The sequence below is a fragment of the Oleisolibacter albus genome, from assembly GCF_003336875.1.
GTDB classification, from domain to species: domain Bacteria; phylum Pseudomonadota; class Alphaproteobacteria; order Azospirillales; family Azospirillaceae; genus Niveispirillum; species Niveispirillum album.
Map to the genome: position 1 here is coordinate 577,946 of NZ_QGNJ01000001.1, position 15,024 is coordinate 592,969.

Here is a 15,024-nt window from a genome sequence, read left to right on the forward strand (position 1 = left end):
GGAAGCCGCCGACGTCCAGACGCGGCGGCTGTCCCTTTGTCTGGAGTCCCGACCATGAGCACGCCCCTGTCCGCCGATGAATCCGCCCTGTTGTCGTTGTTCCGCCGCACCAACGATGGCGGCCGTGTGCTCAGCTGCCTCAGCCTGGCGGCGACGCTGAAGGCCACCGGCTCGCTGCGTTCGGTTGATGAAGTGGCGGCCAGTCTGGTGCGCAAGAACATGCTGCGTCCCGTGGGCGACCTCAATCCCGGCCAGCCGCCCGGTGCCTACGCCCTGACCAGCAGCGCCCGCAGTCCGACCGGTCTGTGATCCCCATGCGGCCCCGGCGTGGTACGGACCCCAGCCTTGCAGAGGTTGCGGTGGGGTCCAGGCCGGGGATGCTGCTATGAGGCATCGGATCGAAAGGTGTGCTCCCATCCGGGGAGCCACAACGGACTCGAAGGACCGCAACCGATGTCGACCCTCCACAAGCAAGCCATGGACGCGGTACTGAAGGCCGCTGACATGGATGTCCTCGCTACGCTCGAGGAACAGGGCGTGAAGGATCGCCACAGCGAAGAGGCCGACAACGCCGTGATGGATGTGGCCATTTCCCACGCCTATCGCGTCTTCGTCCGCATCTGCGAAGCCCAGGGCCTGACCGTGGATGCCTATCTCTTCGCCGATCTGGCCGCCGAGCTGGCCGAGGACGAGGTCGCCGGCCAGGCGGAATGATCCCGCCCGGTCCGCCCCCGGCCCGGTGCCGTGCCCTGACCGAAAGCCGTTCCTTCGCCGGGAACGGCTTTCGGCATTTCAGGGCTTGCCGTCGTCGGGCGGCAGCGGTTCACCATCGCGGCCCCGCCCCTCCAGCAGGGCACGCCCGTCCCAGGGCGATGGCAGGACGGTGAAGGACAGGCCCAGCCGTTCCACATGCGCGTCGATGATCAGCAGGGCGCGGCGGTCCAGGTCGGTCTCCACCGACATGGCGATCCGGTCCAGGTCCGGCCGGCGCCGGCGCAGCTCATTGATCAACCGCACGAGACGGCTGACGGCCCGCGCCAGGTCGAGCGGCAGGCCGGTCAGATCGGGATAAGGCAGGCTCTCTGTCACGCGGGCAGGGGCTCCAGGGGGCTGCTCCACTGTGCGGCATCGCGCCCCTGACCGGAAGCACCGGCTGCAAGGCCCTGTCCGTAGTGAAATTCACTGGACCGTAACCCCCGACCCTGTATATCCACCAGAGTACGGGTATCGATGGGGGTAACCTTGACCCAGGCGCTGGAAACGGTCGCGAAGCTGGCACGGGAAGTCGAACTGGGGCTTCCGGTCGGCCCCGGAGCCGTGCGGTTGAGCGAAACCGGTGATGTGGTCGTCAAACGCCCGCCACAACCCTCGCGCCATCATTTCTTCCTCGATGGTCTGCTGTTCCACGTTGCCATCACGCCGGGCGAATCTGAAACCCTGTTCCAGATCTGGGCCGAGATCGGCTGGATGCCCTACACCATCGAATCGCCGGACAAGCGGGCCCAGCTGCAGGCCGTCCTGCGCTCGGCCCTCTGGCTCGATCAGGCCCGCTTCGTCGTGGATGACAGCCAGAAGATCCTGGTCCTGGGCCAGCGCAAGCTGCCGGGCGTGCTGACCCTGTCCGACATGATGTATGAGACCGTGCAGTTCATGCAGCAGGCCCGCCCCTATCTGCGGGTGCTGGGCCAGTATCTCTGACCGGCCGAGCGCGGGACTGTTGCCGGTCCCCGTCCCTCAGGACGGCTCGCCGTTGGGCAGCAGGAAGATCTGGCCGGGATAGATCAGGTTCGGGTCGCGGATCTGCGCCTCGTTGGCCTGGAAGATCAGCGTGTAGCGCGGCCCCTCGCCATAGGAGCGGCGGGCGATGGTCCAGAGATTGTTGCCGGGCAGCACGACCACGGCCTTGCCGCCGGCGGCCGTCTCCGCAATGGCGGCACGGTCGAATGCCACCTCGGCACGGCCCGACACCTTGCCATCCGCCCCCACCTGATCGGCACGCAAATCGTAATGGCCGGGACCGAACAGCCGATCCGGCGTCAGTGTCCAGCGGCCCTCCCGATCGGCCCGGGTCCGCCCCACCAGCCCGTTATCAAGGTAAACCAGCACATCGCTGCCCGGCCTGGCCTGACCGCCGATGCTGACACGGCCATCGCGATCATAATCGATGGTGTCCAGCGTCACCGAGGGCGGCGCCTTGCCCCCGCCCACCACGGCCGGGGCCTGTAGCACGCGGCTGGCCCCCGCGTCCGGAGTCAGCACGGCCAGCGCACCGGACGTGCGGGCCTCAGGCACCACCAGGGTGACGCTGCCTGCCCCGTCCTGGCGGCTGCCATCGGGGTTGACGGCACTGAGGCGCAGATCGCGGGCGCCCGGCGCCAGCGGCTCATCCGGCATCAGCACCCATTCGCCTCGGCTATCCGCCGTTACCTGGCCCAGATCCTTGTCGCCATCGCGGATGGTGACAGTCGCCCCGGGGGCGGCACGGCCGGCCAGCACGGTCCGCCCATCCGGCTCCACCCGCACCACGTCGAAGGCCGGCCGCGCCGGTCCGGCCGCCGAAACCGCCGACGGCGGCACGGCCTGCACCGGCGCCGGTGCCGGAACCGACGGCGACGTCTGGGTCAGCATCCAGGCCGCTGCACCGGCAAGCACGATGCCGCCAGCAACCGTCGTGATCAGGAGTCCCCGGTTCACCTTGTCCCCATGACTGTCCCGTGGTCGATGCCGCCCGCATCCTTGGTTCGGCCCGGCGCACCGTCCCCACATTGCCGGGGGATGTCAAGGGACGGCAGGTCACCATCCCCGGATCATCCCGGATTTCGTGGCGGCAGAGCCGCTCAGGCCAGCAGCGAGAGCGCCCAGACCGACCCGGCCGCGAGGGCTGCTATCATCAACGCCCACAGGGGCGAAACGATCCGTGGCTGTGGATCATCGGCACCGATCGCTCCGGTGCCGGTCAGCATCGGGCGCACCAGATTGCGCCGTTTGACCAGCGCATACAGGGCGATGGCAAGCACATGCACCACCACCAGCACCTGCAACAGGGCGAAGCTGATCTCATGCACCGTCGCCAGCCGGTCGGCCAATGTGCCGGAGACGAAGCCGTTGAGCGGCCCCGCCACCAGGAAGATGTCGCCGCCGCTGATGAACAGGCCGGTGCCCACCTGCACCGCCAGCAGCCCCAGCAGCCCCAGAACGGCATAGCCGCCCAGCGGGTTGTGCCCCGCATGGGCGTCCAGCGGCCCCGGCCGCAGCAGGGCGCGCAGATGCGCCACCGCCTCGGCCGGCCCGCGCACGAAGCTGCGGAAGCGGGCCGTGTCGCTGCCGACAAGGCCCCAGACCAGGCGGAACAGCAGCAGGGTCAGGGCCGCATAACCGAACAGCACATGCTGGTCCAGCATGTCATTCTCGGCCGTGTACCAGGATCCGGCCAGACAGAGGACCAGCCCCCAGTGGAACAGCCGGATCGGCAGGTCCCAGATCGTCGCGCGCCGTTCCGCCATCGGTCTCACCTCCGGTCAGTCTTCACGGAATGCGGTGTGGCAGCCCTTGCAGCTGGCTCCGACGGCGCCCAGCTGCTTGCCGAAGGCGGCCTTGTCGCTGGCATCGGCCGGCAGGGAGGCAACGGCGGTCTTGAACGCCTCGGCCTTCTGCTTGAACTCGTCCGGCTTCTCCCAGATGGCCGGCAGCGCCTCGCTGTTGCCGACACCCACGGCCGTGCCCTTGGGCCACCAGCCGTCGATCTTGCCGGCCACGTCGCGCAGCACGGCCACCGACTTCTCCACGTCGGCCGCGGTACCCTTGCCTTCCTTGAGGTGGTCGGCCAGGGTCTTCATGGCCCCGCCCGCCTGCTTCAGCGCCGCCCGGCGGGCATCGACCACCGCCAGCGGGTCCTGCGCGAAGGCACCGCCGACAAAGCCGGCAAGCAGGACGGCACCGACGGCACCGGCCAGAACAGACCGCATCATTTGCATCTCTCCCTTGTTTCCCTGGACCCGGCTTGGCGGTAGCCGCCTTGTCACCTCGGCTGCGATAGTGTACCGGCCCTACTCCGGATCGCCGGCGCCAGAGTGCCCGGCAGCCGGAGCCTGCGCAAGTCTGGTACCCGCATCGTTTGGGTGGTCAAAGGATTTCTCATGTCGAACATTCGCTCCGTCTGTGTCTATTGCGGTTCCGCCGGTACCGTCGCCCAGGGTTACAAGGACGCCGCCCACCAGCTGGGGACCGCCCTGGCGGCCGAAGGGCTGCGACTCGTCTATGGCGGCGGCCGCGTGGGCCTGATGGGCATCGTGGCCGATGCGGCCCTGGCCGGCGGCGGCGAGGTCATCGGCATCATCCCCGAGCATATCCAGCGTTTCGAGGTGGACCACAGCGGCCTGACCGAGCTGCATGTCGTGGATACAATGCATGTGCGCAAGGCCATGATGGCCGAGCAGGCAGACGCCTTCATCATCCTGCCCGGCGGCATCGGCACCCTGGACGAGGCGTTCGAGATCATCACCTGGCGGCAGCTGGAGCTGCACGACAAGCCGGTCGTCATCTGCAATGTGGACGGATTCTGGGACCCGCTGATCGCACTGCTGGACCATCTCCAGGCCACCGGCTTCATGCGCAAGCCGAACCTGCCCGGCGCCTCGAAGCAGCTCTACACCATCGTCGACAGCGTGGCGCAGGTGCTGCCCACCCTGCTCAGCCAGCCGGCCCCGGCCCGGCCGCTGAAGAAGGCCCGGCTGTAACTTCCACAGCAAACCGGAAGCGCAACCGCATGCAGGGCGCGGTTGCGGGACCGGTTTGATTGGGCTTTATTACCTCACCACACGCCGACACCGGTGCCCCCGGACGGCAGCCCCCCCAGAGAACGAAATCCCATCGGGAGAGCGCTTCCATGTCCAAGATCAAGGTCGCCACCCCCATCGTTGAACTCGACGGCGACGAGATGACCCGCGTGATCTGGCAGTTCATCAAGGACCGCCTGATCCTTCCGTACCTGGATGTGGATCTGAAATACTACGATCTGGGCATCGAGCACCGTGACGCCACCGACGACAAGGTGACGGTCGAAGCCGCCGAGGCCATCAAGCATTACGGCGTGGGCGTGAAGTGCGCCACCATCACCCCGGACGAAGCGCGGGTGAAGGAATTCAACCTGAAGCAGATGTGGAAGTCGCCCAACGGCACCATCCGCAACATCCTGGGCGGCACCGTCTTCCGCGAGCCGATCATCTGCCGCAACGTGCCGCGTCTGGTGCCGAACTGGACCCAGCCCATCGTCATCGGCCGCCACGCCTTCGGCGACCAGTACAAGGCCACCGACTTCATCATCCCGTCGGCCGGGCGCCTGTCCATCACCTTCACCTCGAAGGACGGCACCTCCAACATCCGCCACACCGTGTTCGATTTCGACGGGCCGGGCGTGGCCATGGGCATGTACAACGTGGATGAATCGATCCGCGGTTTCGCCCGGGCCTGCATGAATTACGGCCTGATGCGCGGCTATCCCGTGTACCTGTCCACCAAGAACACCATCCTCAAGGCCTATGACGGCCGCTTCAAGGACCTGTTCCAGGAGGTGTTCGAGACCGAGTTCGCCGACAAGTTCAAGGCCGCCGGCCTGACCTACGAACACCGGCTGATCGACGACATGGTCGCCTCGGCCCTGAAGTGGAACGGCAATTTCCTCTGGGCCGCCAAGAACTATGACGGCGACGTGCAGTCCGATCTGGTGGCCCAGGGCTTCGGCTCGCTGGGGCTGATGACCTCGGTGCTGCTGACCCCCGACGGCAAGACGGTGGAGGCGGAGGCCGCCCACGGCACCGTGACCCGTCACTTCCGCGAGCACCAGAAGGGCAAGCCCACCTCGACCAACCCCATCGCCAGCATCTTCGCCTGGACCCAGGGCCTGACCTATCGCGGCAAGTTCGACAACACGCCCGCGGTGTCGACCTTCGCCCAGACCCTGGAGAAGGTCTGCGTGGAGACGGTGGAATCCGGCTTCATGACCAAGGATCTGGCCCTGCTGGTGGGACCGGAGCAGAAGTGGCTGACCACCGAGGACTTCCTGGCCAAGCTGGACGAGAACCTGCGCAGCGCCATGGGCCTCTGAGGCCTGCCCCCGCCATGGCCGCCAAGGGCGGCTACGGCGGATCGGCATGAAGAAGCCCCGGCCGTCCGCACGGCCGGGGCTTTTCCTTGTCCCGCCTCGGGGATCAGGCACCCGGACCGGGCGCCCCGCGCATCCCCCGCGTCAGCCCACGGCGTCCAGGGACTTCAGCTGCTCCAGATAGCGCTGGGTCTCGGCCAGCTTGGAGGTGTGGCTGCGGAAACTGGCCACGGTGTTGTCGATGCGGCTGCGCACGCTGGCCACTTCGGCCAGAACGGCGCCCACCTGCTCCTGCAACCCGTCATTGCCGTGGGCGATGCTCTCCAGCCGGCTGCCGGTATCGTTGATCTTGTCGCCCAGGGCCATGGCCGTGCTGCGGATGCGGCCCAGCGCCGTCTGGGTGTTGCCCAGGGTGGCCTTGGTGTCATTGGCCAGCTTGCGCACCTCGCTGGCCACCACGGCGAAGCCCTTGCCGGCCTCCCCCGCCCGCGCCGCCTCGATGGTGGCGTTCAGGGCCAGCAGGTTGGTCTGGCCGGCGATGCCATCGATGACGCCCAGCACCGATTCCACGTTCTTCAGCACATCGTCCAGGCGGCTGAACTCGGCATCCAGCTCGCGCTTGCGCTCCGCCTGCCCCTCGAAGGCGCGGGAATGCTGGCTGAGACTGTTGCGGATGGCATTCATGTACTCGCCCACCCGGTCGGCATAGGTCGTGATCTCCTGCACCGTGGCGCTGAGCGAGGCCACCGTGTCCGACTGCGTGGTCAGGGTGGAAATCAGGCGTTGACGGATGCGGTTCAGCAGCGTGACGCGGTTCAGCCGGGTATGGGTGAAGTAGTTCTGGAAGCGGGCATAATGGATGGGGAAGCGGTCAGCATACTCGTCGCTGAAAGCCTCACCGTTCGACGTGTCGAAGAAGAACAGGGCCGAAAGCGTCTGGTTGATATTGATGCCCAGCAGCTCGCCGAAGGTGGAAAAGCCAGCGGCCGGCACATCGGAGAACAGGCGGATGCGATCCAGGCTGGCCCCGTTGTTCAGGCGCCGCAGGATACAGTCATTCAGCAGCGCCCCCACCGGCGCCGGCTTTCCGCGCAGGAAGGCGGCATAATCCGTCTCGGTCTGGCGCACGAAGTCGGTGGCCTCGACCAGGATCAGTTCGTCGCCCGGATTGATGTCGCAGTAAAAGGAGATGGTGCCGGCCTTGAGGTCCATGCCGGAGACCGAGCGGACGAACAGCGCACCATCGATCTCGATGGCGAAGGTGTAGCGGGCCAGCTTGCCCTGCAATTCGTCCGGCCGGCAGCGCAGCTTGCGGCACAAGGCCTCGACCACGCCGGTCACCTCCAGCGTGTCGGTATCGATGGCGCTGGCCACGGTCCGGGTGGCCGGATTGGCGTCGATGACGGTGATGGACGTGGCGGTCTTCTGGAAATTCTGGGTCTTGAACACGCCATAGCGCTTGCCGGGCGCCAGCTTCAGGAAGATGACGACGGCATGGTTCTCCAGCGTCCGCCCGCCCTCGGCGATGTGGGTGGCCTTGAAATCCAGCTTGCCGCCGGCCGAGCCGCCGATGAACAGAACGGGGAAGCGGGCCGAGCGGTACACGGCCTCCATGAAATAGTTCTCGCTGGCCGACAGGCCGTCGATGAAGGTCAGGGCGACCGTATCGCGGGCATCCAGGGCAAAGGACGGGGTGATGCCCTCCAACTCGTTCTGGATGGCGGCGATGCGCTGGTCGTGGCTGAGGCTGACACGGCCGGAGCGGATGTCCTCGCAATGCAGCCGCACCGTATGCACGCTGATCGCCCCCACCAGCTCGGGCGAGAAGGCTTGCAGCACCACATCGTTCCAGCTGCCGTCCGCCGGCAGATAGGCGCTCTTGCCGGCGGCGCTGCACAGCTCACCGGCGGTGGACACCAGGATGGTGCGTGTATCGCGCGGCAGCCCGGACTGCAGGCGCGTGGCCACGCCGGCGAAATCCACATGGGGCGAGACGAAGCCCAGCACCAGGGACGGCTTGCCCTCGGGCGTGGTCAGCGCCGGCAATACCTCGCGCTCGATGGCCTGGGGCGAGGTGCGGAAGGTGCGGATCAGCGGCGACGCTTTCCTGTCCGGGAGATCCCGTGCGGGCGCGGTCACGGCCATGCGCCCGGCCAGATCCTGCCCCTTGCCGAGCACCGGTGGCTCCGCCTTGTTGAACCATGCCACGTCCTGGTCCTCCTGCCCTGTTGTTGCCGTTGTTGGCATCCCCGCCCGGATGCGCCGCCGCGCCTGGCGCCGGACCAGACGCCGGAGCCGGGCCATGGATGAACAGCAGCAGCGACCGCCGCCAGCCCGTCCAGCGGCCTGCCCCGGGGATACGGCCTCACCGCTCTCATTTTTGGGTATAGCATAGGCACTCGGCCTATAATGCCTATCCGCCGGGATAGACAACCTGAGCAGTGCGCCGCGGACCTCGGCAGTACGGTTCAGGGCAGTACGGTTCAGGGCAGTACGGTTCAGGGCAGTACGGTTCAGGGCAGTACGGCTCAGAGCCAGGCGGCTCAGGGCGGGGCCGGCCGCGGCAGGGTCCGCCGGTCAAAGGGGCGCAAGCGCATGCAAAAGGGGGAGATGCGCCAGGCATCCCCCCCTTGTCTCGACACAGTGCCCCGATACCGCTTCGGGCCAGCCGCCAGACCCGTCTCAGGCCACGCCCAGCTTGCGCTCGTCGTCGCGCTTCTTGGCCGGCTGATAGGCCAGGGCGGCATGCTCGGCGCAATAGGGCAGACCGGGCAGTGCGGACTTGCCGCAGAAATGGAAATCAGGGGATTTGGGATCGCCCACCGGCCATTTGCACATGCGCTCGGTCAGCGACAGGATGGTGGCACCCTTGCTGGGCTTCTTCTTGATCGGGGATGGGCGCCCAGACAATCCCAGGCGGTGGGCCTTGCCGATCACCGCGTTGCGCGTGACACCGCCCAGCAGATCGGCGATTTCACTGGCGCTCATGCCCTGACCCCAGAGCTGGCGAAGCTTCTCAACCCGCTCGTCGGTCCAACCGGTTTCCGTCGCTTCCACGCTCCCTGTCCCCTTCGTGCAAGAGCCGCGCGCCTCATCTCTTTCGCCATTGCAGCAGGGCGACAGCGACGCTCGGCCAGGCTGGCAAAGACAACAACCGCGAACCGCACAAAATGTTGTGGGCCACGCGGTCAAACGCTACCAAACTTGCCCGGTTTTGACCAGGGGCCGTAACGATGATTCCTGTGGGTAACTCTGCTGCCCATGCGAAAGGGGTAGGCCGCCGGGACACAAACCGGCGGCCTGCCGCTTACTGACCGGCTGCCACCGAGAAGCCGGCAGCCCCATCGAAGGTATACAGCGTCGCCGTCTGGACCACATCCAGCCCGGCCGCGGCAAAACGGCCGACCAGGGCGCCCACATCGGCGCCGGAGATGGTGTCGCGCCCATCGCCCATGACGCGCAGGCGCCAATGGTCGGTGCAGAAGGTCTCCGGCGCGCCCTCCGGCCAGACCTTCTGGCCGCGGTTGGAGATCATCACCAGCTTCAGCCCGCTGCCGATCAGCGGCTGCACGCGGGCGGCCATCTCGTCACCGGTCCCCCCCTTGTGGTCCAGGAACAGATCGACGCCGACCTGGACCTTGCGTACCGGGGCCACCTCTTTCAGCGTGATTCCGGCGAAGCTGGACTTCTCGCCGACCTGATAGCTGGCCGGGGTCAGGGTGGTGGGGCGCTCGCCCAGCCGGTCGATCAGGTTCACCGCGAAGTCGCGGGTGCCGACGCGGGCCTTGGACACGCCGCGCTTGAAGATGTCGACGGTGTGGATGCCGTCCTCGATCATCTTCAGCCAGGCATTGTGGATCTTCTCCGCCGCCGCGGCCTGGCCGATATGGACCAGCATCATGACCGAGGCCAGGATCAGGCCCGACGGGTTGGCGATGCCCTTGCCGGCGATGGTGGGGGCGGAACCGTGGATGGCCTCGAACATGGCGCACTGGTCGCCGATGTTCGACGATCCGGCCAGGCCGACCGAGCCGGTGATCTGGGCGGCGATGTCGGAAATGATGTCGCCGTACAGGTTCAGCGTGACGATGACGTCGAAATGCTCCGGCGTGTCGGCCAGACGGGCCGCGCCGATATCGACGATCATGGTCTCATGTTCGATCTCGGGATACTCGGCCGCGATCTCGTCGAAGATGCGATGGAACAGGCCATCGCTGATCTTCATGATGTTGTCCTTGACGAAGGCCGTGACCTTGCGCCGGTGGTTGGCGCGGGCATATTCGAAGGCGTAACGGATGATCTTCTCCGACCCCGGCCGGGAGATCAGCTTCACCGCCTGCGTGACCTCCTGGCTCTGCCGGTATTCGATGCCGGCATAGAGGTCCTCCTCGTTCTCGCGCACGATGACCACATCCATCTTGGGATGCTTGGTGCTGACGAACGGGTGGTAGCTGACGCAGGGGCGGATATTGGCGAACAGACCCAGCGCGCCGCGGATGGTCACGTTCAGCGACTTGTAGCCGCCGCCCTGCGGGGTGGTGATCGGGGCCTTCAGGAACACCTTGGTCCGGCGCAGGCTTTCCCAGGCGCTGGGCTCCATCCCGTTGAGGATGCCGCGCTTGTAGACGCTTTCGCCGATCTGGATCTCTTCGAAGGCGAGATTGGCACCGCTGGCCTGGAGCACTTCCAGGGTGGCGTCCATGATCTCGGGGCCGATGCCATCGCCGCGGGCGATGGTGATCGGAGTCGGAGCGGTGTCCGTCATTCCGTGTCGTCCTTTCCTGTCCCGTCCCCTTCAGCGGGGTTTCCCGGGCGGCGCGACACTACTGCCAGGGCCATCGGGATTCAACGGAATGCTGTCCCGATCGATCGGTTGACCGCCGACTTGATGCAGGCCGGACACGATTCCGGCGCCGACGCGATGGGCTGGAATGGGGGATGTGCGGATTTTTCCGGATTAAACCGCGGACAGGCGCGTACTCTGGACAAAGGAGGGGCAAGGTCCCCCCTGGGAACCCTGATGACCGAGACGCCGTTCCGGGCCGAACTGGCCCAGCATATCGCCAGTCTGCGCCGCTTCGCCCTCGCCCTGTCCCGTGACGAGACCGAGGCGGAGGATCTGGTGCAGGAATGCCTGGCCCGCGCCATCGCCGGCGCCGCCACCTGGCGGCCGGATGCGCCGTTGCGCCCCTGGCTGTTCCGCATCCTGCACAATGTCCATATCAGCAATCTGCGCCGGCAGCGGGTGCGCAGCGCCTGGGCCAGCGCGGCCCAGCGCGGAGAAAGCGCCGAAGCCGACCAGGCGCTGAAGGTCGAGGTCGAGCAGACATTGGCGGCCCTGGAGCGGCTGCCCGAACCCCAGCGCGCGGCCGTGCTGCTGGTGGCGGTGGACGGGCTTCGCTATGACGAGGCCGCCCAGCGCCTGGGCCTGCCCATGGGCACCTTCATGTCGCGTCTGGCCCGCGGGCGCGAAGCTCTCCGCACCGTAATGGACGGCACCCGCCGGCCGGACCTCAGGGTGGTTGACAAGCCATGAGTGCCCAGGATCCCGATGATCTGGAACTGCACGCCTTCCTCGACGGCGAACTGTCGCCCGAGCAGGAGGCACAGATCCTGGCGCGGCTGGACACCGATCCGTCGCTGCGCGCCCGGCTGCGCCGGCAGGCCGAACTGCAGCTGCCCCTGATGTCGGGCCTGACCCCGGCCTTCCGCGGGTCCTCGCACGCCCTGGCCCACCGTCTGGCCGATCTGCTGGAGCAGCGCGCCCATATCCCCGGCACGCCGCGCTGGCGCCGGTGGCTGCCGCGGGGACTGGCGGCCATGCTGCTGCTGGGGCTCGGCTGGACCGGCCATGCCGGATTAGACCGGCTGCTTGGCCCCCGCCTGCCACCCTACGCGCTGGAGACGGTGCAGCAGCACGAGCTGTTCGCCCATGACCCGACCCGCCCGGTGGAGATCCCGGCCTCGCGCAACACCGAAATGGTGACCTGGCTGTCCGAGCGCCTGGGCCGCCCGGTGGAGGTACCGGACCTGCGGCTGCTGGGGCTGGAGCTGGTCGGCGGGCGCCTGACCGGCAGCGAGGACGGACCGCTGGCCCAGTTGCTCTACCAGGACCGGGCAGGACGGCGCCTCACCCTGTCGCTGATCGCGGCCGAGGCCGACGTGCCGGAGGAGGATGTGCCGGCGGACGGGGTGGAGACCGCCTCGGTGGACGGGCTGTCGGTCGCCTATTGGCGCGGCGAGCATTTCGCCTACGCCCTGGTTGCCGTCTCCCCCCCGACCCAGGTGGAGCGCATCGCCTCGGCCATGCTGGCCCGCAGCCGCTGACGGCCCCGGCAGGCAGACAGACAGACCGGTCGGCAGACAGGTCGGTGGGCCGCTGGCCTGCCCGGGGGCCCGGCATCCGGCCGGCGGTTCAGCCCCGGGTTCAGGCCATCATCGCCCGGCGGCGCTCCTGGCGGCGCTCGCGCAGCCAGGCCAGGGCGAACAGCAGCCCGACCCCGCCCAGGGCGGCGACGGCACCGGCCGGAACCGAAAGCGGCCCGCGCCAGCCTTCCAGGGCCGCCGCTGCATAGACCAGCAGCACATGGGCCAGATAGATCTGCAGGGAATGACGCCCCAGCAATGTCAGCGGCGTCCAGCCGAACAGGGCACGCAGGCTGCCGGCCAGCCGCTGCACCGGCCGATGTCGGCTGACCGGACCGGCCAGGAACAGCCAGGTCACCACATAGGCCAGGGCCAGGAAGTTCACCACCAGCAGCAATCCCAGCTCGGTGCGGTCGGCATGGCGGATGAAGCGGTCGGCCTGGGCCGGACCAAGCCAGTCCATACCCCAGAGCAGGCGGTAGAGCGCAAAGACCGCCAGCACCCCGAGGGCGAGGCGCAGCGGCAGGGACCGCTCCGGCAGCCGGCCCCAGTCGAGACGGCCGGCCCCGGTGAGCGCCCCCAGCGCCAGACCGGCGACGAACAGCAGCTGCCAGGCCAGGGGATTGAAGTGGCCCTTGAGATAGGCGCCCGGCAGCACACCGTCCAGAAGCGCATCCATCGCCGTCATCAGCGGAAAATGCCAGCCGAGCTGAACCGCCGCCCACACCCCCAGGCTCCCGGCCAGCACCGCGGCTGTATGCCCGGCCAGGATCAGCCGCAGCAGCGCGGGCGCCGCCAGCAGATACAGGATATACTGGGGCAATATGTCCATCAGGCTGGGCTGGTACAGCATCAGCGCCGCCGCGGTGACGACGCTTCCGGGGTTGCTCCAGAGGTCGGGGATATAGACCTGCCAGGCCTGCCCCACGGCCGGGGCCGCGACTGCGGCTGTGACCAGCACGGCCAGAAGCAGCAGGGATTGCTGCCACAGCTCCCAGGCCCGCGCCCGGGTGCGGGCGGTGAAGCGATCAACCTGTCCCCTCGCTGCCTGCCGGGCGCCCATCAGCCCCAGCACCAGCCCGGACAGGAAGACGAAGCCCTGGGCGTCCTGCACATACCCCAACCCGGCATGGCTGGCCATGGCCAGATTCTGCGCCCCGGCGAACGGCAGGTGATGGAACAGCATGAAGACAAGGAAATAGCCACGCAGGCCATCCAGGATGTCGATACGACGCATGCGGCGGCAGCCATCCGGTTCCGGGAGGCCGGCGCACCGGCCCTTACTGCTCCACTTACGCCCCGGCGGCCATCCTCATCCGCCGGCCCTGCCTTTTTCCCCGCCGCACCTCAATGGTTCAGCGCCCGCATGCCGGCATCCAGCCCCTCCAGGGTCAGCGGATACATGCGCCCGCCCATGATCTCGCGCAGCATGCCGACGGAGCGGACATAGCCCCAGCTGTCCTGTGCCATCGGGTTCAGCCAGACGGCACGGCTGTACTGGTCCAGCAGCCGGCGCATCCAGACCATGCCGGCCTCGGCGTTGAAATGCTCGACGCTGCCGCCGGGCTGCACGATCTCATAAGGGCTCATGCTGGCATCGCCGACGAAGACCAGCCGGTAATCCGGCCCGTAGGTGTGGATGACGTCCAGCGTGGACAGGCGCTCGTCGCGGCGGCGGTTGTCCTTCCACACGCCCTCATAGACGCAGTTGTGGAAGTAGAAATACTCAAGATGCTTGAACTCGCTGCGGGCGGCGCTGAACAGCTCCTCGCAGACGCGGATATGGTCGTCCATCGAGCCGCCCACGTCCAGGAACAGCAGCACCTTCACGGCATTGCGCCGCTCCGGCACCAGCTTGAGGTCGAGCCAGCCGGCATTGCGGGCGGTGGAACGGATGGTGTCCGGCAGATCCAGCGTCTCCGCCGCCCCCTGGCGGGCGAATTTGCGCAGGCGCCGCAGGGCCACCTTGATGTTGCGGGTGCCCAATTCCACCGTGTCGTCGAGATTGCGGAAGTCGCGCCGGTCCCAGACCTTGACCGCCCGCCGGTGCCGGCTCTCGTTCTGGCCGATGCGGATGCCCTCGGGATTGTAGCCATGGGCGCCGAAGGGGCTGGTGCCGCCGGTGCCGATCCATTTGCTGCCGCCCTGGTGGCGCTCCGTCTGCTCGCGCAGCCGCTGCGCCAGCGTTTCCATCAGCCGGTCCCAGCCGCCCAGGGCCTGGATCCTGGCCTTCTCCTCCTCGGTCAGCAGCTTTTCCGTCAGCTTGCGCAGCCATTCCTCGGGGATGCGGGCGAAGATCTCCTCCGGGCTGGCGGCCCCGCCGCTCTCCAGCCCCTTGAACACCTGCCCGAACACACGGTCGAACTTGTCCAGGTTGCGCTCGTCCTTCACCAGCACGGTGCGGGCCAGGATATAAAAATCATCGACGCTGTAGCCGGCGATGCCGGCCTGCATGGCCTCCATCAGGGCCAGATATTCCTTGAGGCTGACCGGCACCCCGGCGCTGCGCAGCGCATAGAACAAGGTGGGAAACATCCTGCCCTCCCCGGCTTGGACTT

General features: G+C 67.6%; 16 protein-coding genes. 7 read left to right on the forward strand and 9 right to left on the reverse strand.

All coding sequences use genetic code 11. The annotated features are described in order from the left end of the window. Positions 1-54: 54 nt before the first annotated feature. Entirely contained in the window at positions 55-309 is a 255-nt protein-coding gene (locus DK368_RS02755) for a hypothetical protein (RefSeq protein WP_114391997.1), read from the forward strand. A gap of 144 nt (positions 310-453) precedes the next feature. Next, on the forward strand, positions 454-714 hold the full coding sequence (locus DK368_RS02760) for a hypothetical protein (RefSeq protein WP_114391998.1): 261 nt from the start codon (positions 454-456) through the stop codon (positions 712-714). A gap of 78 nt (positions 715-792) precedes the next feature. Here DK368_RS02760 and DK368_RS02765 read toward each other — a convergent pair whose 3' ends face one another. Then, the gene (locus DK368_RS02765; protein ID WP_114391999.1) at positions 793-1,089 is read right to left on the reverse strand and encodes a hypothetical protein; all 297 of its coding nucleotides are present in this window, start codon (positions 1,087-1,089) and stop codon (positions 793-795) included. Between the two features lie 141 nt (positions 1,090-1,230). Here DK368_RS02765 and DK368_RS02770 point away from each other — a divergent pair, with 141 nt between their 5' ends. Further along, the gene (locus DK368_RS02770; RefSeq protein ID WP_114392000.1) at positions 1,231-1,698 is read left to right on the forward strand and encodes a hypothetical protein; all 468 of its coding nucleotides are present in this window, start codon (positions 1,231-1,233) and stop codon (positions 1,696-1,698) included. 36 nt (positions 1,699-1,734) lie between these two features. Here the strand turns inward: DK368_RS02770 and DK368_RS02775 are convergent, their stop codons facing one another. The 3 genes from DK368_RS02775 to DK368_RS02785 form a co-directional block, all read right to left on the reverse strand. After that, the gene (locus DK368_RS02775; protein ID WP_114392001.1) at positions 1,735-2,694 is read right to left on the reverse strand and encodes a LysM peptidoglycan-binding domain-containing protein; all 960 of its coding nucleotides are present in this window, start codon (positions 2,692-2,694) and stop codon (positions 1,735-1,737) included. A gap of 143 nt (positions 2,695-2,837) precedes the next feature. Continuing rightward, positions 2,838-3,503: a cytochrome b/b6 domain-containing protein gene (locus tag DK368_RS02780; protein WP_114392002.1), complete on the reverse strand. Its 666-nt coding sequence runs from the start codon at positions 3,501-3,503 to the stop codon at positions 2,838-2,840. 15 nt (positions 3,504-3,518) lie between these two features. After that, positions 3,519-3,968, reverse strand: coding sequence for a c-type cytochrome (locus tag DK368_RS02785; RefSeq protein WP_162305832.1), 450 nt, complete (start codon positions 3,966-3,968; stop codon positions 3,519-3,521). A gap of 168 nt (positions 3,969-4,136) precedes the next feature. On the opposite strand from DK368_RS02785, the gene DK368_RS02790 reads away from it, so the two are divergent. Together DK368_RS02790 and DK368_RS02795 are read left to right on the forward strand one after the other, a co-directional pair. Further along, positions 4,137-4,736 carry an LOG family protein gene (locus tag DK368_RS02790; protein WP_114392004.1) on the forward strand — a complete coding sequence of 200 codons (600 nt, stop codon included), beginning with the start codon at positions 4,137-4,139 and terminating at the stop codon, positions 4,734-4,736. A gap of 149 nt (positions 4,737-4,885) precedes the next feature. Continuing rightward, positions 4,886-6,103, forward strand: coding sequence for an NADP-dependent isocitrate dehydrogenase (locus DK368_RS02795; RefSeq protein WP_114392005.1), 1,218 nt, complete (start codon positions 4,886-4,888; stop codon positions 6,101-6,103). Between the two features lie 141 nt (positions 6,104-6,244). Here DK368_RS02795 and DK368_RS02800 read toward each other — a convergent pair whose 3' ends face one another. The 3 genes from DK368_RS02800 to DK368_RS02810 all read right to left on the reverse strand — a co-directional run bounded on the left by DK368_RS02800 (position 6,245) and on the right by DK368_RS02810 (position 10,865). Beyond that, on the reverse strand, positions 6,245-8,308 hold the full coding sequence (locus DK368_RS02800) for a methyl-accepting chemotaxis protein (protein ID WP_162305833.1): 2,064 nt from the start codon (positions 8,306-8,308) through the stop codon (positions 6,245-6,247). A gap of 474 nt (positions 8,309-8,782) precedes the next feature. Next, the gene (locus tag DK368_RS02805; RefSeq protein ID WP_114392007.1) at positions 8,783-9,157 is read right to left on the reverse strand and encodes a GcrA family cell cycle regulator; all 375 of its coding nucleotides are present in this window, start codon (positions 9,155-9,157) and stop codon (positions 8,783-8,785) included. Between the two features lie 250 nt (positions 9,158-9,407). Beyond that, a complete protein-coding gene (locus DK368_RS02810) occupies positions 9,408-10,865 on the reverse strand; it encodes an NADP-dependent isocitrate dehydrogenase (protein ID WP_114392008.1) in 1,458 nt (485 codons plus the stop codon). A gap of 255 nt (positions 10,866-11,120) precedes the next feature. Here DK368_RS02810 and DK368_RS02815 point away from each other — a divergent pair, with 255 nt between their 5' ends. Together DK368_RS02815 and DK368_RS02820 are read left to right on the forward strand one after the other, a co-directional pair. Next, positions 11,121-11,636, forward strand: coding sequence for a sigma-70 family RNA polymerase sigma factor (locus DK368_RS02815; RefSeq protein ID WP_114392009.1), 516 nt, complete (start codon positions 11,121-11,123; stop codon positions 11,634-11,636). Next, positions 11,633-12,427 carry an anti-sigma factor family protein gene (locus DK368_RS02820; RefSeq protein WP_114392010.1) on the forward strand — a complete coding sequence of 265 codons (795 nt, stop codon included), beginning with the start codon at positions 11,633-11,635 and terminating at the stop codon, positions 12,425-12,427. Before DK368_RS02815 ends, DK368_RS02820 begins: the two co-directional genes overlap by 4 nt. 100 nt (positions 12,428-12,527) lie before the next feature. On the opposite strand, the gene opgC is transcribed toward DK368_RS02820, so the two are convergent. After that, positions 12,528-13,703, reverse strand: coding sequence for an OpgC domain-containing protein (gene opgC, locus DK368_RS02825; protein ID WP_114392011.1), 1,176 nt, complete (start codon positions 13,701-13,703; stop codon positions 12,528-12,530). Positions 13,704-13,813: 110 nt separating this feature from the next. Beyond that, positions 13,814-15,001: a vWA domain-containing protein gene (locus tag DK368_RS02830; RefSeq protein WP_114392012.1), complete on the reverse strand. Its 1,188-nt coding sequence runs from the start codon at positions 14,999-15,001 to the stop codon at positions 13,814-13,816. Positions 15,002-15,024: the final 23 nt, after the last annotated feature.